This window comes from Pseudomonas sp. zfem003 (assembly GCF_032621675.1).
Lineage (GTDB): Bacteria > Pseudomonadota > Gammaproteobacteria > Pseudomonadales > Pseudomonadaceae > Metapseudomonas > Metapseudomonas otitidis.
The window spans coordinates 106,468-125,380 of sequence record NZ_JAVYJG010000004.1 but is presented as its reverse complement, the minus strand read 5'-3'; the positions used below and the strand labels follow the sequence as shown (position 1 = coordinate 125,380).

Sequence of the window (18,913 nt, the reverse complement as noted above, 5' to 3'; positions counted from 1 at the left end):
ATCCGGCCAAGCTGAACGCCCCTGTCGCCGTCCTGGCGACACCCTGACCCGTGACGGCGGCCGCGTCGTCCTCAAGGAGGATCAAGCATGGTGTTTCTCTGGTTGCTCGTTCTGGTACTGGGGGTCGCCTGGCTGGCGCACCGCCGCATCGCTCCCCTGCCCGCCCTCGGAGCGGTCGCCCTGTACCTGCTGGCCATGGGGGTGTTCAGCAACTCGCCCGGCTGGCTGCTGGCGATCCTCTGGATTCTCTGGCTCGCGGTGGCCCTGCCCCTGGCCCTGCCGGACATGCGCCGCAAGCTGATCACCGCCCCGCTGTTCGCGTGGTTCCAGCGCGTGCTGCCGCCCATGTCGGAGACCGAGCGCGACGCCATCGAGGCCGGCACCGTCTGGTGGGATGGCGAGCTGTTCAGCGGTCGCCCGAACTGGAACACGCTGCTCGACTACCCGCGCCCGGCGCTCACCGCCGAGGAGCAGGCCTTCATCGACGGCCCCACTGAAGAGCTGTGCGCCATGGTCAGCGACTGGGACATCGGCCAGCGCATGGACCTGCCCCCGGAAGCCTGGGCGCACATCAAGGCCCACGGCTTCTTCGGCCTGATCATTCCCAAGGAATACGGCGGCAAGGGCTTCTCCGCCTATGCCCACTCCCAGGTCGCCATGAAGCTGGCCACCCGCAGCGGCGACCTCGCCTCCACGGTGATGGTGCCCAACTCCCTCGGCCCCGCCGAACTGCTGCTGCACTACGGCACCGACGAGCAGCGCCAGCACTACCTGCCGCGCCTGGCCACCGGCGAGGAAATCCCCTGCTTCGCCCTCACCGGCCCGCTGGCCGGCTCCGATGCCGGGGCAATGCCCGACACCGGCATCATCTGCAAGGGCCAGTGGAACGGCGAGGAAGTGATCGGCCTGCGCCTGACCTGGGAGAAGCGCTACATCACCCTCGGCCCGGTAGCCACCCTGCTCGGCCTGGCCTTCAAGGCCTACGACCCGGACCACCTGCTGGGCGACGAGGAAGACCTGGGCATCAGCCTGGCACTGATCCCCACCGACACCCCCGGGGTGAACATCGGCCGCCGGCACCTGCCCCTGGGCGCTGCCTTCATGAACGGCCCCAACTCCGGCAAGGACGTGTTCGTCCCGCTGGACTACCTGATCGGCGGCCAGGCCATGCTCGGCAAGGGCTGGATGATGCTGATGAACTGCCTCTCCGTCGGCCGCTCCATCTCGCTGCCGGCGGTGGGCACCGGCGCCGCCAAGTACACCAGCCTGGTGACCGGTCAGTACACCCGTGTGCGCGAGCAGTTCAACGTGCCGCTGTCGGCCTTCGAAGGCATCCAGGAAGCCATGGCGCGCATCGGCGGCAACGCCTGGCTGATGGACGCCGCGCGCATGCTCACCGCCAACGCGGTGGACCTGGGCGAGAAGCCCTCGGTGCTCTCGGCCATCCTCAAGTACCACCTGACCGAACGTGGCCGCGAGTGCATCGGCCACGCCATGGACGTGCACGGCGGCAAGGGCATCATCATGGGCCCGAACAACTACCTAGGCCGTTCCTGGCAGGGCGCGCCGATCTTCATCACCGTGGAAGGCGCCAACATCCTCTCGCGCAACCTGATGATCTTTGGCCAGGGCGCCATCCGCTGCCATCCGTTCGTGCTCAAGGAGATGGCCCTGGCCGCCCGCGAGGACCGCGAGCGTGCGCTGGAGGAGTTCGACGATCTGCTGCTGCGCCATGTCGGCTTCGCCGTGAGCAACGCCGCCAGCACCCTGCTGCTGGGCCTGGGCGCAGGGCGTCTCAGCCCCGCACCGGGGGATGCCCTGGCCCAGGGCTATTTCCGCAGCCTCGACCGGCTCGCCGCTGCCTTCGCCGTGCTGGCGGACCTGAGCATGATGCTGCTGGGGGGCGAGCTGAAGCGCCGCGAGCGCCTGTCCGCCCGCCTGGGTGATGTGCTCAGCCACCTCTACCTGGCCTCTGCCGCGCTCAAGCGCTACCACGACCTGGACCACCCGGAGCACCTGCGACCGCTGGTGCGCTGGTCCCTGGAGGAATCCCTGGGCAAGGCCGAGGATGCCCTGGCGGGCCTGCTCGCCAACTTCCCCAGCCGCATCCTCGGCTGCCTGTTGCAGGTGCTGGTGTTCCCGCTTGGCCGTCGCCACAAGGGTCCGTCGGATGCGCTGGATGCCGAAGTGGCCGAAATCCTCGGTCGCGACCGGGGCGACCCGGCGCTGGAAAGCGTGCTGGTCGGCTGCTTCCGGCCTTCCGCCGAGGGCGATCCAGTAGCGGCCCTGCAGCGCGCCGTGGACGCGCTCGCCGACGTCCAGCCGCTGCAGCGGGAGCTGCACAAGGCGCTGAAGGATGGACGCGTCAAGCCGACGGCCGGCGAACACCCGGTGGACGCTGCCCTGGCTGCCGGCGTGCTGGACGCCGAGGCGGCCCAGCGCCTGCGCGCCGCCGAGGCCGCGCGGCGGGTGGTGATCGACGTGGATGACTTCGACAAGGAGGAGCTGCTGCCAACGGCAGGCAAGGTGCGCTGAGCCCCGGCGGGACAGCGGGCGCGGAGGGCCTTATACTCCGCGCCCGTTCATTGATTCGTTCCAGGATGTACCGCCATGTCCAACCCCTACCTCGACCATCACCTCGCCCTGCTCCACCACCTGCGCGGCATCCTGGTCGCCCTGGGCGAGGCCGAGCAGGTTCCCGAAGAGAACCATGCCCTGTTCGTCGAGCGCTTCGACGAGCTGATCACCGAACTGCCCCGCGACCCGGAAGGCAGCCAGTACCTGGGCCAGGACCTGATCAGCCAGGTCTTCCACCGCTACCCGCAGATCGCCCACCTGGTGCCACGCGACCTGCTGTGGTTCTTCGGCGGCGACTGCCTGCATTTCATGCCGGATGAGGAGATCGCCCTGTTCCAGCGCCTTGATGAGCGCCGCTTCGAGGCGGAAGAGAACGACGAACCGTTCGACTGGAACCAGGAAAAACAGCTGCTCGCCCTGGGCGACGACGCCAGCAAGCACTGAGCGATGACCACTGGCCGCTCTTCGGGGCGGTCGGTGGAATCAGCAAGGCAGGCGAAGAGGCAGGCACTTTTCACGGCACGAACAAAAACGCCGCTCGATGAGCGGCGTTCTTGTCTATCTGGAGCGGGAAACGAGACTCGAACTCGCGACCCCGACCTTGGCAAGGTCGTGCTCTACCAACTGAGCTATTCCCGCATGCAACTGTAAAACTGGCGTCCCCTAGGGGACTCGAACCCCTGTTACCGCCGTGAAAGGGCGGTGTCCTAGGCCACTAGACGAAGGGGACAAACAACGCTTTATCAAGCACTGCCTGAACAAACTGGAGCGGGAAACGAGACTCGAACTCGCGACCCCGACCTTGGCAAGGTCGTGCTCTACCAACTGAGCTATTCCCGCAATACAACCGAAAATTGGCGTCCCCTAGGGGACTCGAACCCCTGTTACCGCCGTGAAAGGGCGGTGTCCTAGGCCACTAGACGAAGGGGACGCGGCCCGGAACTTACAACAGCTTTGACGCTTTCTTCCGGCTTCTTTCGCTTTGCCTTTCGGGCATCGCGTCGAAGTGGCGCGCATTCTAGGGAGCCATTCGACAGCCGTCAACCCTCTATCAAAAACTTTTCAAAATCAAAGACTTCAGGCCAAAACATGACGCAGAGCTATGAGGGGACAAGCCAAGCCACTACACTCCGGCGAAACGCTCAATCCACGGGAGCTGTAAGAAGATGTCCCCACTCCTGATCACCCTGGTGGTAATAGCCGGCATCGTTCTGCTGCTGGTTATCGGCTATGCCAACCATGTGGTGGAAAACAGCAAGCTGGAGAAGGCCCGCCAGCGCGCCGACCTCCAGGACCGCTTGCGCCGCTGCGCCGACCTGTCCGAATCCCTGCCCGGCCAGTTCATGACGCCCGAGCTGAAGCTCACCCTCACCCGCCTGCAATTGCTGTTCTGCGAACGCCTCCTGCCCCTGGATAAAGGCAATGCACAACTGAAGGTGCAGATAGAAGAGCTGCGCGGCCTGGTGAACCTGGGCGAAGGCATGCCGATCCGCAATGCGCCGATCAAGGTGCTCAACGAAGCCCAGGCCAAGGAAGTGCGCTTCCAGCTGGAGTCCCTGCACGGCCAGCTCACCCGCTCGGCGAAGGACGGCTACCTGCCGGTGGCCGATGCCAAGCGCTGGGTCAACGACATCCGCGGCATGCTGGTTCAGCTGCACATCGAGTTCTTCACCAATATCGGCGCCCAGGCCCTGCATGACGGCCAGCCGCGCCAGGCCCGCCTGGCCTTCGAGCGCGGCGTGCAGTACCTGCAGAAGCAGCCCGATCCGGCCCGCTACAAGACCCAGCTGCAGGCCCTGCAAGCGCAGCTGGCCCGTGCCGATGCCCTCTCCCTCGACAAGAAGCCTGCCCCCGAAGAGCCGAGCGAACTCACCGCCGGCCTCGACCAGCTGGACGACGAGGACATGTGGAAGAAGAAGAACATCTACGACTGATCCGCACCCCGCCCTGCTCAGACGAGGACAACAACGATGAGCATCACCCTGTACGGCGCGCCCCTGTCCCCTTTCGTGCGCAAGGTTCGCCTGTGCCTGCTGGAGAAGGCGCTGGACTACCAGCTGGAGATCATAACCCCGTTCGGCCAACCGGCCTGGTACCGGGAACTGAACCCGCTGGGCCGCATTCCCGCGCTGCGTGATGGCGACTTCACCCTCGCCGACTCCAGCGTGATCGGCCAGTACCTGGAAGAGAAACATCCGGAGCTTATGCCGCTGTATGGCACCGATGCGCAGCAGCGCGCGCGCATCCGCTGGCTGGAGAAGTACGCCGACTACGAGCTCGCCCCGCTCACCACCTTCACGGTGTTCCGCAACCGGGTACTCAAGCCCACCATGGGCAAACCGTCGGACGAGGAAGCGATAAAGGCAGCGCTTCTGGACAAGCTGCCGCCGCACTTCGACTACCTGGAAAAAACCCTGGGCAACGCGGATTACTTCGTTGGCGAAGGCCCAACCATGGCGGACCTGGCCCTGTGCTGCCAGTTGATCAACATGGAACACGGCGGCGAAACCATCGACGCCAGCCGCTGGCCGGCGCTGGCCGCCCACTACCAGCGCATCCGCGCCCGGGAGTCGGTCCAGGCCGTGCTGCCGGGTGAGCAACGCATGATCGACAAGCTCTCCGGCAAGGCCTGATCCCTGCCCTGCCTATCCCGGCACCGCCATGGTGCCGGGATTTTCCCTCAGCAGTCGGTCAACCGCAGGAAGATCGACGCCAGGTTCTCGATGCCCGCCTGGTCCGCCTCGCTGAAACGCCCGACGCTCGGGCTGTCCAGATCCAGCACCCCGATCAGCACGCCGTTCTTCACCAGCGGAACCACCAGCTCGCTGTTGGAGGCACTGTCGCAAGCGATATGGCCGGGGAAGGCATGCACATCCTCCACACGCTGGGTCGCGCGGGTGCGGGCAGCCGCACCACAGACACCCTTGTCGAAGGGAATCCGTACGCAGGCGACCTTGCCCTGGAACGGCCCGAGCACCAGTTGCTCGTTCTTGTTGAGGTAGAAGCCGGCCCAGTTCAGGTCGGGCAGCTCATTGAACAGGAACGCCGCGAACTGCGAGGCGTTGGCGATGAAATCACGCTCGTCGGCCAGCAGGGATTCCAGTTGCGCCGCCAGTAGCGCGTAGCCGTCGAGGCCGGCACCGGCGGTTTTCAGATCGATCATCAAGCAGTCTCCAGCAGCGCCCGGCCAACCCATTGGCGGGCGAATTGATAGGCACAACGGCCGTTACGGTTGCCGCGCCCGAGGGCCCAGCGGATGGCTTCCTTCTCCAAGATTTCATCCCAGGCCCACTCCAGCCCGGCGGTAGCGGCCAGGGAGCTGATCCAGTGGCGCACCACCGCCAGGAAGTGTTCCTGGGTAAAGGGATAGAAGGAGAGCCAGAGGCCGAAGCGGTCGGACAGCGCGATCTTGTCCTCCACCGCTTCGTTGGGGTGGAGTTCGCCGTCCACCATCTTCCAGTTCTCGTTGTCGCTCTGCTTCTCCGGCACCAGGTGGCGGCGGTTGGACGTGGCATAGAGCAGCACATTGTCCGGCGCCCGCTCCAGGGAGCCATCGAGCACGCTCTTGAGCACCCGATAGTCGCCCTCGCCCGCCTCGAACGAGAGGTCGTCGCAGAACAGCACGAAGCGTTGCGGCAGCCCGGCAAGCAGCTCCACCACGCGGGGCAGGTCGGCCAGGTGGTCACGCTCGATCTCCACCAGGCGCAGCCCTTCTCCGGCATGAGCGGCGAGCAGCGCCCGGACAAGGGAAGACTTGCCCGTGCCCCGCGCCCCCCACAACAGGGCATGGTTGGCCGGCAGGCCGTCGACGAACTGGCGGGTGTTGCGCGCCAGGGTGTCCCGCTGCGGGTCCACGCCGATCAGGTCGTCGAGATCCAGGTCCAGGCTCACCTCCAGCGGCTGCAGGAAGCCGCTGCGCCCGTCGCGGTGCCAGCGCGCCGCCAGGCAACGTTCCCAGTCGATGACCGGGCGCTCCGCCGGCAGCAGCGGCTCGAGGCGGGCCAGCACCGCGTCGGCGCGTTCGAGGAAGTCGAGCAATCGGGAATCCACGTTCCAACTCCTTGTAATAAGGCACAGCCGGATGGCCGAAAGGTGGGATAGGCTATGCTTGGCAAGCCCACGGAACAAGGCCGAATCACCCCCAATGGATATCCCGCTGACCCAACGCCTGTCGTTCAAGCAGGCCAGCCTCACCGTGCTGGTGGCCTTCATCCTCGGAACACTGCTCAGCATCATCCAGGTCGGCATCGACTACGCCAGCGAGAACGCCTCGCTGGACAGGGAAATCCGCGCCCTGCTGGAAATCAGCCACAACCCTGCTGCCCGCATCGCCTACAACATCGACGCCGAACTGGCCCAGGAGCTGGTGGCCGGGCTGCTGCGCTCGCCAGCGGTGATCCGCGCCGAGATCATCGACAACAGCGGCACCGTGCTGGCCAGCGTCGCTCGCCCCGCTGCGCGCAGCGACTACCGGGTGTTCAGCGACTTCCTCTTTGGCGCCCGCCGCGAATTCCAGGACCCGCTGTTCATCACCCACGCCCCCGAGGAAGCCCTGGGCCTGCTGCGCCTGGAGGTGGACACCTTCGCCTTCGGCAACCATTTCCTGCGCCGCTCCATGCTGACCCTGGTGTCCGGCTTCGTGCGCAGCCTGTTGCTGTCGCTGATCTTGCTGGTGCTGCTCTACAGCATGCTGACCAAGCCCCTGGTGGGGCTGATCCGTGGGCTCAGCGAGCGGGATACCCGCTCCCCCGGCGAGAACCGCCTGCCCTACCCGCCCGGCCACGAGCATGACGAGATCGGTGTGCTGGTGGACGTGATCAACCGCCAGTTGGCCAGCCTCATGGCCGAGATGGGCCAGCGCCGGGACGCGGAGGACCGCCTCACGCAGTACCTGGCCGAACTGGAGAACATCGTCTCGGCCCGCACTGCCGAGCTGAAGGCCACCAACCGCCGCCTCAGCCAGTCCAACGCCGAGCTGGAAATGGCCCGCGCCAGCGCCCTGGAGACCGCCCAGGCCCGTGCCGCCTTCCTGGCCAACATGAGCCACGAGATCCGCACCCCGCTCAACGGCCTGCTGGGCATGCTCTCGCTCACCCTCGACGGCCCCCTGAGCCCCGAGCAGCGCCAGCAGCTGACCATCGCCCACGACTCCGGCAGCGTGCTGGTGGAGCTGCTCAACGACATCCTCGACCTGTCCAAGTTCGAGGCCGGCCAGCTGGAGCTGGAGGCCATCCCCTTCGACCTCGGCGTGCTGGTGGAGGACACCGCCAGCCTGCTCTCGCAGAACGCCGCGCCCGGCGTGGAACTGAGCTGCCTGGTGGACCCGCGCTTGCCCTCCCTGGTGATGGGCGACCCGACGCGGGTGCGGCAGATCGTCAGCAACCTGCTCTCCAACGCCCTCAAGTTCACCCGTGTCGGCCGGGTGGACCTGCGGGTCACGCCGGCTGGCGACCAGGGTGTGGTGATCAGCGTGCGGGACACCGGCATCGGCATCTCCGCCGAAGCCCTGCCGAAGCTGTTCCAACCCTTCGCCCAGGGCGGCGCGGGGATCGCCCGGCAATTCGGTGGCACCGGCCTCGGGCTGGCGCTCACCCGCCGCCTCTGCGAAGCCATGGAGGGCCGCCTCCAGGTGCATTCCGAAGAAGGCCTCGGCAGCCAGTTCAGCGCAGAACTGCCCCTGTTCACGGACACCCCCGCCATGCTGCCGCCTCCCCTCAAGGGACGCGTCCTGGCCCTGTGCTCTGCCGGCAGCGGCCTGTCGGACCTGCTCAAGGTCTGGCTGCCGATCTGGGGCATCCACTATGAGCGACGCAACACCGACGCTTCCCTGGACGACGGCCCGTGGGACCAGGTGATCACCGACGCCCCCGAGCAGTTGCCCCGCCTGCGCGAGGCCGGTCCGACACCGATCCTGCTGGTCACCGGCTACGGCAGCTTCCTGCCCGCCGAGCGCGCCGCGCCGCTGGCCCCGTTGCAGCAGCTGGCCCGTCCGATCTCGCGCTCCACCCTCTACCAGGCCCTGCATCGCAGCCTGCACCCCCATGAGCACACCGCCCAGCCCAGCAGCGAGCAACGGCCGCGCCCGCACCACTCCGCGCGCGTGCTGCTGGTGGAAGACAACGCGGTGAACCAGCTGGTAGCCAAGGGCATGCTCAGCAAGCTCGGCTGCGAGGTGCTGGTGGCCAGCCACGGCGGCGAAGCGCTGGAAGTGCTGGCGAGGGAGCCGGTGGAGTTGGTGCTGATGGACTGCAACATGCCGATCATGGACGGCTACGAAGCCACCCGGCGCATTCGCCAGAGCGGCCAGTGGCCCGGCCTGCCCATCGTCGCGCTGACGGCCAACGCCCTGCCGGACGAGCGCGAACGCTGCCGCGCCGCCGGCATGGACGACTACCTGGCCAAGCCGTTCCGCCGGGAAGACCTGGTGACCCTGCTGGACAACTGGCTGCCGGCTACCCAGCCAACCCGCTGAAGCGCTCCAGCAGCTCGGAGAGCCAAGCGCGCAGCTCGACCATCTCGTCCAGGTCCAGCCCGCTGTCGCAGATCAGTTGCGCGCGCAGCGCCGCCGTCTCGTCACGCAGGACCAGCCCCGAGGGGGTGAGCGCCAGGTGCACCTCGCGCTCGTCCTGGGCCGCCCGGCGCCGCTGCACATGACCCAGCTGCTCCATGCGCTTGAGCAACGGCGTCAGGGTGCCGGAATCCAGCATCAGCCGCTCTCCCAGGGCCTTCACCGTGGGCTGCTCGGGCGGCCGTGCCTGCCACTCCCAGAGCACCAGCATCGCCAGGTACTGCGGGTAGGTCAGCCCCAGGCGCTCCAGCAACGGCCGGTAGCCCCGGATCACCAGGCGGGAGGCGGCATAGAGCTTGAAGCAGAGCTGGTTCTCCAGCAGCAGGTCCGCCTCGGGCGGTGACGGCAACGGCTTCATTTCAGCAGCGCTTCGATCTCGGCGGTGAGTTCCTCGGGCTTGGTGGTGGGCGCGAAGCGCTTGACCTCACGACCCTCGCCGTCGATCAGGAACTTGGTGAAGTTCCACTTGATGCCCTGGCTGCCCAGCAGGCCCGGCGCCCGCTTCTTCAGCGCGACGTAGAGCGGGTGGGCCCCCGCGCCGTTCACCTCGATCTTGCGGAACAGCGGGAAGGTCACGCCGAAGTTCAGCTCGCAGAACTCCGAGATCGCCCCTTCGTCACCCGGCTCCTGCTTGCCGAACTGGTTGCAGGGGAAGCCCAGTACCACCAGGCCCTTGTCGCGGTATTGCTGCCAGATCGCTTCCAGCCCCTTGTACTGGGGGGTGAAGCCGCACTTGCTGGCGGTGTTGACCACCAGCAGCGCCTTGCCGCCGAAGTCCGCCAGGGTCTTCTGTTCGCCCTTGATGGTGGTGACGGGAATGTCGAGAAGCCGATCGCTCATGGTGCGTGCCTCAGTTAATGAAGGTCGGGAAGGGAAAGTCGCGACAAAAATAGCGCCCAACTAAATTGCACGCAATTCAATTGAGAAAAAATAAAGCCCGCCGGCGGCGGGCTTTGGCATTCAGTCCCGAGGTACGAGCTTCAGCGCCACGGAATTGATGCAGTAGCGCAGGCCGGTCGGTCTGGGTCCATCAGGGAAGACATGCCCCAGGTGGGCCTCGCAACGGGCACAGCGCACCTCGACGCGGTGCATGCCGTGACTGAAGTCCTCCAGCTCGGCGACGGCCTGGTCGTCCACCGGCTGGAAGTAGCTGGGCCAGCCGCTGCCGGAGTCGTACTTGGCATCGGAATCGAACAGCGCCGCACCGCAGCAGGCGCAGTGGTAGATGCCGGGCGTCTTGGTGCCGTTGTATTCGCCGGTGAAGGGCCGTTCGGTGCCCCCCAGGCGGCAGACGTGGAACTGCGCGTCGGTCAGCTCTTCGCGCCAGGCTTCAAGGGGTTTGTCCAGCTTTTCCATAGGGTCACCTCGTTGCGGAAAAAAGCCCGACCCGTACCTTTTCCGGCCATCGGGCCGCACGTATCATGCGTGCCTTCGGGCGCCAGTCTGGCAGCGGCGCTGCCGGCTGCCAAGGTATCCGCCCCTTCCACTGCCCCAGCGGCCGCCCCCGGCGCATCAACACATTCGGGACCCTCAGAACCATGCAGTTCAGCAAATCCAACAAGCTCGCCAACGTCTGCTACGACATTCGCGGGCCGGTGCTCAAGCACGCCAAGCGTCTGGAAGAGGAAGGCCACCGCATCCTCAAGCTGAACATCGGCAACCCGGCCCCCTTCGGCTTCGAAGCGCCGGAGGAAATCCTCCAGGACGTCATCCGCAACCTCCCCACCGCCCAGGGCTACAGCGACTCCAAGGGCCTGTTCAGTGCCCGCAAGGCCGTCATGCAGTACTACCAGCAGAAGCAGGTGGAAGGCGTCGGCATCGAGGACATCTACCTGGGCAACGGCGTCTCCGAGCTGATCGTGATGGCCCTGCAGGCCCTGCTGAACAATGGCGACGAGGTGCTGATCCCGGCCCCCGACTACCCGCTCTGGACCGCCTCCGTGGCCCTGGGTGGCGGCAAGCCGGTGCACTACCTGTGCGACGAGCAGGCCGGCTGGTTCCCGGACATCGCCGACATGAAGGCGAAGATCACCTCCAACACCAAGGCCATGGTGCTGATCAACCCCAACAACCCCACCGGCGCCGTGTACTCCCGCGAGCTGCTGCTGGAGATCGTCGAGCTGGCCCGCCAACACAACCTAGTGATCTTCTCCGACGAGATCTACGACAAGATCCTCTACGACGAAGCCCAGCACATCTCCACCGCCTCCCTGGCGCCGGACGTGCTCTGCCTGACCTTCAACGGGCTGTCCAAGTCCTACCGCGTGGCCGGCTTCCGCTCCGGCTGGATCGCCATCTCCGGGCCCAAGCACCGCGCCCAGAGCTACATCGAAGGCCTCGACATCCTGGCCAACATGCGCCTGTGCGCCAACGTGCCGAGCCAGCACGCCATCCAGACCGCACTCGGCGGCTACCAGAGCATCAACGACCTGGTCCTGCCCGGCGGCCGCCTGCTGGAGCAGCGCAACCGCGCCTGGGAACTGCTCAACGACATCCCCGGCGTCAGCTGCGTCAAACCCATGGGCGCGCTCTATGCCTTCCCGCGCATCGATCCGAAGGTCTGCCCGATCCACAACGACGAGAAATTCGTACTCGACCTGCTGCTCTCCGAGAAGCTGCTGATCGTCCAGGGCACTGCCTTCAACTGGCCGTGGCCGGACCACTTCCGCGTGGTCACCCTGCCCCGCGTCGACGACCTGGAGCAGGCCATCGGCCGCATCGGCAACTTCCTCAAGACCTACCGCCAGTAAAAGGAGCACCGCCATGGGCCAGCCCCGCCGCTACCTGCTCACCGGCGCCAGTTCCGGCATCGGCATGGCCCTGGCCCGCGAGCTGGCTGCACGGGGACATGACCTGGCCCTGGCGGCACGCCGGGAGGAAGCCCTCCAGCAACTCGCCGAAGAGCTGCGCGCGCACCACGGTCGGAACATCGCCGTGCTGCCCCTCGACGTCACCGATTACGCCGCCTGCCAGGACGCCGTGGGCCTGGCGAAGAACGCCCTGGGCGGGCTCGACGGGCTCATCGCCAACGCCGGCATCGGCCTGGCGGGCAAGGTCGGCACAGGCCGTTTCGAGCGCTTCCAGCAGACCCTGGAGACCAACCTGATCGGCACCATCGCCTGCCTCGACGCCGCCGCCCAGCTGTTCCGCGAGCAGGGCTATGGCCACCTGGTGGCCGTGGCCTCGGTTGCCGGCAAGCGCGGCCTGCCGGCCACCGCCGGCTATTCGGCGAGCAAGGCCGGGCTGATCAGCTACATGGAAGCCCTCGAACTGGAGCTGTACCGCAGCCCCCTGCGCACCACCCTGCTGCTGCCCGGCTACATCGACACCCCCATCAACCAGGGAGCAGGGCCGCGTCCCTTCCTCATCGACGTGGAGCGCGGCGCCCGGCTGATCGCCCAGCACATCGAGCGCCAGACCCGCCGCGCCTACGTACCCGGCTGGCCCTGGGCGCTGATCGGCCGCCTGCTGCCGCTGCTCCCCAACGCGCTGCTGGCGCGAGCACTCTGACCATGGACCTGCAGATCGACGACTTCTACAAGGATTGCGCAGCCGGCATGCTGACGCTCTACCTCGCCTTCCCCCGCAAATCCGCGCTGTACGTGGAGGACCTGATCGGCCACGAGGAGCCGGACGAGTTCGGCCTGCCCAGTAAACGCCACCAGGGCTGCCTGGGCGCCCTGATCTGGCTGGCCGAGGAAGGCTACATCCGCTACGAGAGCACCATCCGCTACGAAGCGCTGGACCAGGCCGTGCTCACGGAGAAGGGCTTCCTGCGCCTGTCACGCAGCATTCCCCATGCGGTCGGCGACGAAGGCGCCCTGCCGCCGAGCGTGCGCCGGGTGCACGGCACCCTCGCCCACCAGCTGCGCGAAGCACTGGCCAGCCGCAACAGCGAACGCATCGCGCGGCTGTCACGCCTGCTGTTCAGCGGCCCCGACGGCGCGGCAGGCGACACAGTTTGAAATAAGGGTTCGGTTGAATCGCCCTCGCCCGAACCTTATATACCCCCGCATATCAAACCGCTTTCCGCCGTGAGGAGACCGCCCCAATCATGATGCGAATTCTGTTGTTCCTGGCCACCAACCTTGCAGTCCTGGTGATTGCCAGCATCACGCTGAAACTGCTGGGGGTAGATCGCTTCACCGGCCAGAACTACGGCAGCCTGCTGGTGTTCTGTGCCGTGTTCGGCTTCGCCGGCTCCCTGGTCTCGCTGTTCATCTCCAAGTGGATGGCGAAGATGAGCACCGGTACCGAGATCATCACCCAGCCCCGTACCCGTCACGAGCAGTGGCTGCTGCAGACCGTCGAGGAGCTGTCCCGCCAGGCCGGCATCAAGATGCCCGAGGTGGGTATCTTCCCTGCCTACGAGGCCAACGCCTTCGCCACCGGCTGGAACCGCAACGACGCCCTCGTCGCCGTCAGCCAGGGCCTGCTGGAACGCTTCTCGCCCGATGAGGTGAAGGCGGTGCTGGCCCACGAGATCGGTCACGTGGCCAACGGCGACATGGTGACCCTGGCGCTGGTCCAGGGCGTGGTGAACACCTTCGTGATGTTCTTCGCGCGTATCTTCGGCAACTTCGTCGACAAGGTGATCCTGAAGAACGAAGAGGGCCATGGCATCGGCTACTTCATCGCCACCATCTTCGCCGAGCTGGTCCTGGGCATCCTCGCCAGCATCATCGTCATGTGGTTCTCGCGCAAACGTGAGTACCGCGCCGACGAAGCCGGCGCACAGCTGGCCGGCACCAACGCCATGATCGGCGCCCTGCAGCGCCTGCGCGCCGAGCAAGGCGTACCGGTGCAGATGCCCGACAGCCTGACCGCCTTCGGCATCAACGGTGGCCTGAAGAACGGCTTGGCCGGCCTGCTGATGAGCCACCCGCCCCTGGAAGACCGCATCGAGGCCCTGCGCCGCCGCGGTTGATCCAACCGAAGCCAACGAAAAGGGCAGCCACTGGCTGCCCTTTTTCATTCGCCATCGCCGAGCCTCAGCCCTTGCGCTGCAAGCGGAACACCGGCTCGTGCAAGGCGTCCAGGCCGCGCGAGGCGAACTTCCAGTTCTTCTCCAGCACGTCTTCCCGCTCCAGCAGCTCCACGCACCAATCCGACTCCAGGCGCGCGCGCACCTCCTCCTCCGGCACCGAGAACGGCGGGCCATCGAGCCGCGACTGCTCGTACTCCAGGGTCACCATCAACCCCCGGCAACCCGGCGCCAGCAGGCGAGCGAGGTGCGCGACATAGGCGTCGCGCATGGCCGGCGGCAAGGCGATGATCGCTGCCCGGTCATACAGCGCCACGCAATCCCGGGTGTCCTCGGGCGTCAGGGCGAAGAAGTCCCCCTGGAGGATCTCTACCCGCCCCGAACTGAAACGGCGCAACGCGCCGACCTCGCTCACCTCCGGCTCCACGCCCCATTCGGCGAAGAAATCCAGCACCGCCTTCTCTGCCAGCTCCACGCCCAGCACCCGATGGCCCTGGTCAGCGAGCCACAGCAGGTCCAGGCTCTTGCCGCAGAGCGGCACCAGCACCTGCGCATCGGCAGGGAGCGCCAGGGCGTGCCAATGCCGCAGCAGCCAGGGGTTGACCTCATCGAGATGGAACCCGATCTGATTGCTGTGCCAACGTGCCTGCCAGAATGACTCTTCCACCTGATCCTCCTGATGATTCGATAGATACGCGCAGAATTTTATGCTGGAAGTCGATACGTCCAGCGCAGAACATGGCGCCCATCCTAACGGAGGACGCCCCGGATGCTACCTACCCTGTTCATCTCCCACGGTTCCCCCATGCTCGCGCTGGAACCCGGCGCCAGCGGCCCCGCCCTCGCCCGCCTGGCGGCCGAGCTGCCGCGCCCGCGCGCCATCCTGGTGGTGTCCGCGCACTGGGAGAGCCAGGGCCTGAGCCTGACTGGCGCCGCCCACCCCGAGACCTGGCACGACTTCTACGGCTTCCCGCCGACGCTCTACGCCGTCCAGTACCCCACCCCCGGCGCACCCGAGCTGGCGCGCGAAGTCCAGGGGCTGCTGAAGACCGCCGGCCTGGACGCCGCCATCGATGACCAGCGCCCCCTCGACCATGGCGCCTGGGTGCCGCTGTCGCTGATGTACCCGGAAGCGGACATCCCGGTGCTGCAACTGTCCCTGCCCAGCCGCCTCGGCCCGACCTTCCAGACCCGGGTCGGCCGTGCCCTGGCCGCCCTGCGCGACCACGGCGTGCTGCTGATCGGCTCCGGCAGCATCACCCACAACCTGCGGGAGCTGGACTGGCACGCGCAGGACGACCACGGCTCCGACTGGGCCCAGGCCTTCCGCGACTGGATGGTCGAGCGCCTGGCACGCGATGACGAAGACGCCCTGCACCACTACCGCACCCAGGCGCCCAATGCAGTCCGCAGCCACCCCAGCGACGAGCACCTGCTGCCGCTGTACTTCGCACGCGGAGCCGGCGGCGCATTCAGCCTGGCCCACAGCGGCTTCACCCTCGGTGCACTGGGCATGGACATCTACCGCTTCGGCTGAAGCACACCGCCATGAAAAAACCGCTGCCGGATCGCTCCGGCAGCGGTTTTTTCATTCAGCCAGCCCCCGGAAAGGAGGCCGGGCACCTCAGTCGTTGCTGGGCTTGCCCACGGCCTGCAGCACGTACTGCGGCAGCGCGAAGGCGCCCAGGTGAACCTCGGGGTTGTAGTAGCGGGTCACGATGCCGCTGCCGGCGAAGCGCTGGCGCAGCACCTCCAGGGAGACCTTGCGGGCATCGCCCTGGGTCGCGCCCCAGGCGAAGGTCATGGCCCCGCCAATGTAGGTGGGCACCGCCGCCTGGTAGAAGTGCCAGTCGGCAAACAGGCCGTTCATGCGCGACGCAGTGGTCTGCACTTCGGCCAGTTGCATGAAGGGCGTGCCGTTCTGGGTCACCAGGATGCCGCCATCGTTCAGGCAGCGGCGGCAGGCCTGGTAGAAGTTCTCGGAGAACAGCACCTCGCCCGGCCCGATGGGATCGGTGGAGTCGGAGATGATCACGTCGAACTTCTCCTCCGTGGTCGCCACGAAGCGCATGCCGTCGTCGATCACCAGGTTCAGGCGCGGATCGTCATAGGCGCCCTTGGAGTGGTTCGGCAGGAACTCCTTGCACATGTCCACCACGGTGCCGTCGATCTCCACCATGGTGATGCTCTCGACCGCCTTGTGCTTGCGCACCTCGCGCAGCATGCCGCCGTCGCCACCGCCGATGATCAGCACGCGGCGAGCAGCGCCATGGGCCAGGATCGGCACGTGGGTGAGCATCTCGTGGTAGATGAACTCGTCTGCCTCGGTGGTCTGGATCACACCGTCCAGCGCCATCACGCGGCCCATGCGCGCGTTCTCGAAGATCACCAGGTGCTGGTGCTCGGTGCGGACCTCGTGAAGCAGCTTGTCCATGCGAAAACGCTGGCCGTAGCCGTCATAGAGAGTTTCCTGGTAATCGCTCATGAGCGGTCTCCCGTAGTGGCTGCAGAAGGACGGAACAGCGGCCCGCCCGGAGAAAGGCGCGCATTCTACGACGCTCACCGTGTCAGGTCGAACCGTGGCGACGGCCGATTTTCCCGCGACAGGCCACGCCCTCAGCGGGTATCGTCGCGCCATGCAGACACCCGCCCCTCTCCTGCGCCAGGCGCTGCCGTTCCAGCCGCCCTGGCACTGGCACCAGTTCCACGCCCACTTCAGCCTGCGTCGCCTGCCCGGCGTCGAACGGGTGGATGAACACGGCTACACCCGCAGCATCCGCCTGGGTGAGCTGCACAGCTGGTTCCGCGTCACGCCCACGCCCGATGCCCTGTTGCTGGAACTGCCGCACGAGGCCGCAGCGGCCCAGGCGGACATCGCCCTGCGGGTGCGGCGCATGTTCGACCTGGACTGCGACCCGCTCGCCGTTGCCGCCACCCTGGCGCAGGACGAGGTGCTGAAGCCGCTTCTGGAGCGACACACCGGGCTGCGCCTGCCGGTCGCCTTCGACCCGTTCGAACAGGCGGTGCGCACCATCATCGGCCAGCAAGTGACGGTGAAGGCCGCGGTGACCATCGCCGGCCGCCTGGTGGAGCGGCTGGGCACGCCCCTGCCCGAAAGCCCCGACGGCCTGCGCCTGTTCCCCACCCCGGCGGCCATCGCCGAAGACGCCCTCCCCGGCATCGGCATGCCCGGCAAGCGGGTCGAGACCCTGCGCCGACTGGCCGCCGCCGTGGCATCGGGCGAGCTGGAACTGAGCCTGGCGGACGGCGTCGAAGCCTTCCAGGCGCGGCTCTGCGCCCTGCCCGGCATCGGCCCCTGGACGGCCCAGTACATTGCCCTGCGGGCCTTCGGCGACGCGGATGCCTTCCCCACGGCCGACCTGGGCCTGCTCAAATCCCCCCTCTGGGGTGCCGGCGGCATCAGCCCACGCCAGCTCGCCGAACGCGCCGAGCGCTGGCGACCGTGGCGCGCCTACGCTGCCGTGTACCTCTGGCACAGCTATGCAACGGAGACCTGACGTGTACTTCCGCCACCACCCCAGCCCCATCGGAACCCTGCTGCTAGCCGGCGACGAGGAAGGGCTGCGCATGCTGCACATGGACAGCGCCACGCCCTGGACACTGGACCCGACCTGGCAGCCCGCCACGCGCGAGCTGGACGACGCCTGCCGGCAGCTGGACGCCTACTTCGCCGGCAAGCGCACACGCTTCGAACTGAAGCTGGCGCCACGCGGCACACCCTTCCAGCAGGACGTGTGGCGGGCCCTGCAGGCGATCCCCCACGGCCAGACCACCCACTACGCCGCCCTCGCCCAGGAGATCGGCCGCCCCCGGGCCGTGCGCGCCGTGGGCGCCGCCAATGGCGCCAACCCCATCGCCATCATCATTCCGTGCCATCGGGTGATCGGCCGCGACGGCAGCCTCACCGGCTTTGCCGGCGGACTGGAGCGCAAGGCCATCCTGCTGCGTCTCGAAGGCGCCCAGCTGCAGCCGGCCCAGGACCAGCTGCAACTCATCTGACTCAGTGCGGCGCGGGCACCCGCGCCAGCACCCGAGGCGGCTCGCCGATCGGCATCGCCACGATCACCGCCTCGCCCGGAACCGGCGTGATGCCGGCCAGCGCGCCGATGTTCACCCCGTGGGTCACCAGCACCAGCGGCAGGCCCCGTGGCAGTTGGCTGACACGCTGGCGCAAGCGCTTCGCAGCGGCCAGGTCACCGTCGAAGTAGTCCAGCGCGTCCAGGGTCTCCACCGCGCCAAGCCCCAGCTCCAGGGCCGTCTCCTGGGTGCGGCACCAGCGCCCGGCATAGATGCGCGGCCCCTCGATCCAGTGGCGGCGCAGCAGCTGGCCCCATTGCTGGGCCTCGCGCCGGCCCTGGGCATCGAGGTTGCGCTGGGTCCGGCAGTCCTGCAGCTGGAAGCCCGCCGGATCGCCCGCGCCCGGCGCATTGGCATTGCGCAGCAACAGGGCGGCCTGGCCGCTGCGCAGCGCTGCCCAGGCGTCATCCTGGGGTTCCGCCAGGGCCGCCAGGCAGCCCAGGGCCAGCAGGGCGCCCACCCAGGCGCGTAGCCCGCGGCTCACAAGCGCACATCGCCACGGGGGCCGGCGATGGCCCAGATGATCAGGCCGAGCACCGGCAGCAGCACGATCAGCAGGATCCACAGCACCTTCATGCCGATCTCGGCATTGCTCTTGATGACATTGAGGATGGCCCAGATATCCAGGGCCAGGATGACCAGACCGGCCAGACTGTTGAGCAGCGAACCCATGACAACGCTCCTGT

21 protein-coding genes and 4 tRNA genes are annotated in these 18,913 nt (G+C 67.2%); 12 read left to right on the top strand and 13 right to left on the bottom strand.

The window, feature by feature from the left end; genetic code table 11:
* Window positions 1-87: 87 nt before the first annotated feature.
* Together RTK35_RS09730 and RTK35_RS09725 are read left to right on the top strand one after the other, a co-directional pair.
* Entirely contained in the window at window positions 88-2,535 is a 2,448-nt protein-coding gene (locus RTK35_RS09730) for an acyl-CoA dehydrogenase (protein ID WP_316907868.1), read from the top strand.
* 75 nt (window positions 2,536-2,610) lie between these two features.
* Window positions 2,611-3,021 (top strand): PA2817 family protein, encoded by a 411-nt coding sequence (locus RTK35_RS09725; protein ID WP_044399693.1) that lies wholly within the window; start codon window positions 2,611-2,613, stop codon window positions 3,019-3,021.
* 119 nt (window positions 3,022-3,140) lie between these two features.
* On the opposite strand, the gene RTK35_RS09720 is transcribed toward RTK35_RS09725, so the two are convergent.
* From RTK35_RS09720 to RTK35_RS09705, 4 genes are all read right to left on the bottom strand, one after another.
* Window positions 3,141-3,216, bottom strand: a tRNA-Gly gene (locus tag RTK35_RS09720).
* A 15-nt stretch (window positions 3,217-3,231) separates the two neighbouring features.
* Window positions 3,232-3,307, bottom strand: a tRNA-Glu gene (locus tag RTK35_RS09715).
* Window positions 3,308-3,341: 34 nt separating this feature from the next.
* Window positions 3,342-3,417, bottom strand: a tRNA-Gly gene (locus RTK35_RS09710).
* Window positions 3,418-3,432: 15 nt separating this feature from the next.
* Window positions 3,433-3,508: transfer RNA gene (locus RTK35_RS09705), tRNA-Glu, on the bottom strand.
* 235 nt (window positions 3,509-3,743) lie between these two features.
* On the opposite strand from RTK35_RS09705, the gene RTK35_RS09700 reads away from it, so the two are divergent.
* The gene (locus RTK35_RS09700; RefSeq protein WP_044399696.1) at window positions 3,744-4,511 is read left to right on the top strand and encodes a hypothetical protein; all 768 of its coding nucleotides are present in this window, start codon (window positions 3,744-3,746) and stop codon (window positions 4,509-4,511) included.
* A 36-nt stretch (window positions 4,512-4,547) separates the two neighbouring features.
* Window positions 4,548-5,210, top strand: a complete 663-nt coding sequence (locus RTK35_RS09695; RefSeq protein WP_182850255.1) for a glutathione S-transferase family protein — start codon at window positions 4,548-4,550, stop codon at window positions 5,208-5,210.
* Window positions 5,211-5,257: 47 nt separating this feature from the next.
* Here the strand turns inward: RTK35_RS09695 and RTK35_RS09690 are convergent, their stop codons facing one another.
* Window positions 5,258-5,740, bottom strand: coding sequence for a GAF domain-containing protein (locus tag RTK35_RS09690; protein WP_074973904.1), 483 nt, complete (start codon window positions 5,738-5,740; stop codon window positions 5,258-5,260).
* Window positions 5,740-6,627 (bottom strand): ATP-binding protein, encoded by an 888-nt coding sequence (locus RTK35_RS09685; RefSeq protein ID WP_316907867.1) that lies wholly within the window; start codon window positions 6,625-6,627, stop codon window positions 5,740-5,742. The genes RTK35_RS09690 and RTK35_RS09685 overlap by 1 nt, the downstream gene beginning before the upstream one ends.
* A gap of 94 nt (window positions 6,628-6,721) precedes the next feature.
* Here RTK35_RS09685 and RTK35_RS09680 point away from each other — a divergent pair, with 94 nt between their 5' ends.
* Window positions 6,722-9,049 (top strand): ATP-binding protein, encoded by a 2,328-nt coding sequence (locus RTK35_RS09680; RefSeq protein WP_316907866.1) that lies wholly within the window; start codon window positions 6,722-6,724, stop codon window positions 9,047-9,049.
* On the opposite strand, the gene RTK35_RS09675 is transcribed toward RTK35_RS09680, so the two are convergent.
* The 3 genes from RTK35_RS09675 to msrB all read right to left on the bottom strand — a co-directional run bounded on the left by RTK35_RS09675 (window position 9,030) and on the right by msrB (window position 10,501).
* Window positions 9,030-9,503 carry a MarR family winged helix-turn-helix transcriptional regulator gene (locus RTK35_RS09675; protein WP_316907865.1) on the bottom strand — a complete coding sequence of 158 codons (474 nt, stop codon included), beginning with the start codon at window positions 9,501-9,503 and terminating at the stop codon, window positions 9,030-9,032. The two genes, RTK35_RS09680 and RTK35_RS09675, sit on opposite strands and share 20 nt — an antisense overlap.
* Window positions 9,500-9,985, bottom strand: a complete 486-nt coding sequence (locus tag RTK35_RS09670) for a glutathione peroxidase (protein ID WP_044399714.1) — start codon at window positions 9,983-9,985, stop codon at window positions 9,500-9,502. Before RTK35_RS09670 ends, RTK35_RS09675 begins: the two co-directional genes overlap by 4 nt.
* 120 nt (window positions 9,986-10,105) lie before the next feature.
* The gene (gene msrB / locus RTK35_RS09665; protein ID WP_316907864.1) at window positions 10,106-10,501 is read right to left on the bottom strand and encodes a peptide-methionine (R)-S-oxide reductase MsrB; all 396 of its coding nucleotides are present in this window, start codon (window positions 10,499-10,501) and stop codon (window positions 10,106-10,108) included.
* A 182-nt stretch (window positions 10,502-10,683) separates the two neighbouring features.
* Between msrB and RTK35_RS09660 the strand changes: the two genes are divergently transcribed.
* The 4 genes from RTK35_RS09660 to htpX all read left to right on the top strand — a co-directional run bounded on the left by RTK35_RS09660 (window position 10,684) and on the right by htpX (window position 14,072).
* On the top strand, window positions 10,684-11,895 hold the full coding sequence (locus RTK35_RS09660; protein ID WP_316907863.1) for a pyridoxal phosphate-dependent aminotransferase: 1,212 nt from the start codon (window positions 10,684-10,686) through the stop codon (window positions 11,893-11,895).
* Window positions 11,896-11,908: 13 nt separating this feature from the next.
* Window positions 11,909-12,655, top strand: a complete 747-nt coding sequence (locus tag RTK35_RS09655) for an SDR family NAD(P)-dependent oxidoreductase (protein ID WP_316907862.1) — start codon at window positions 11,909-11,911, stop codon at window positions 12,653-12,655.
* Between the two features lie 2 nt (window positions 12,656-12,657).
* Complete coding sequence (locus RTK35_RS09650) at window positions 12,658-13,110, top strand: hypothetical protein (protein WP_044399724.1); 453 nt, start codon at window positions 12,658-12,660, stop codon at window positions 13,108-13,110.
* Between the two features lie 89 nt (window positions 13,111-13,199).
* Window positions 13,200-14,072, top strand: coding sequence for a protease HtpX (htpX, locus tag RTK35_RS09645; protein ID WP_142008554.1), 873 nt, complete (start codon window positions 13,200-13,202; stop codon window positions 14,070-14,072).
* Window positions 14,073-14,136: 64 nt separating this feature from the next.
* Here htpX and RTK35_RS09640 read toward each other — a convergent pair whose 3' ends face one another.
* Entirely contained in the window at window positions 14,137-14,796 is a 660-nt protein-coding gene (locus tag RTK35_RS09640) for a thiopurine S-methyltransferase (protein WP_142008552.1), read from the bottom strand.
* Between the two features lie 102 nt (window positions 14,797-14,898).
* Here RTK35_RS09640 and RTK35_RS09635 point away from each other — a divergent pair, with 102 nt between their 5' ends.
* Entirely contained in the window at window positions 14,899-15,666 is a 768-nt protein-coding gene (locus RTK35_RS09635) for a DODA-type extradiol aromatic ring-opening family dioxygenase (protein ID WP_142008550.1), read from the top strand.
* A gap of 87 nt (window positions 15,667-15,753) precedes the next feature.
* Here the strand turns inward: RTK35_RS09635 and speE are convergent, their stop codons facing one another.
* A complete protein-coding gene (speE, locus tag RTK35_RS09630) occupies window positions 15,754-16,614 on the bottom strand; it encodes a polyamine aminopropyltransferase (RefSeq protein ID WP_142008548.1) in 861 nt (286 codons plus the stop codon).
* Window positions 16,615-16,765: 151 nt separating this feature from the next.
* On the opposite strand from speE, the gene RTK35_RS09625 reads away from it, so the two are divergent.
* The gene (locus tag RTK35_RS09625) at window positions 16,766-17,647 is read left to right on the top strand and encodes a DNA-3-methyladenine glycosylase family protein (protein WP_142008546.1); all 882 of its coding nucleotides are present in this window, start codon (window positions 16,766-16,768) and stop codon (window positions 17,645-17,647) included.
* A gap of 1 nt (window position 17,648) precedes the next feature.
* Window positions 17,649-18,149 (top strand): methylated-DNA--[protein]-cysteine S-methyltransferase, encoded by a 501-nt coding sequence (locus tag RTK35_RS09620; RefSeq protein ID WP_074973926.1) that lies wholly within the window; start codon window positions 17,649-17,651, stop codon window positions 18,147-18,149.
* A 1-nt stretch (window position 18,150) separates the two neighbouring features.
* On the opposite strand, the gene RTK35_RS09615 is transcribed toward RTK35_RS09620, so the two are convergent.
* Together RTK35_RS09615 and RTK35_RS09610 are read right to left on the bottom strand one after the other, a co-directional pair.
* Window positions 18,151-18,711, bottom strand: coding sequence for a histidine phosphatase family protein (locus tag RTK35_RS09615; protein ID WP_232060719.1), 561 nt, complete (start codon window positions 18,709-18,711; stop codon window positions 18,151-18,153).
* Window positions 18,708-18,899, bottom strand: a complete 192-nt coding sequence (locus RTK35_RS09610; protein WP_044399742.1) for a PLDc N-terminal domain-containing protein — start codon at window positions 18,897-18,899, stop codon at window positions 18,708-18,710. The genes RTK35_RS09615 and RTK35_RS09610 overlap by 4 nt, the downstream gene beginning before the upstream one ends.
* Window positions 18,900-18,913 lie beyond the last annotated feature (14 nt).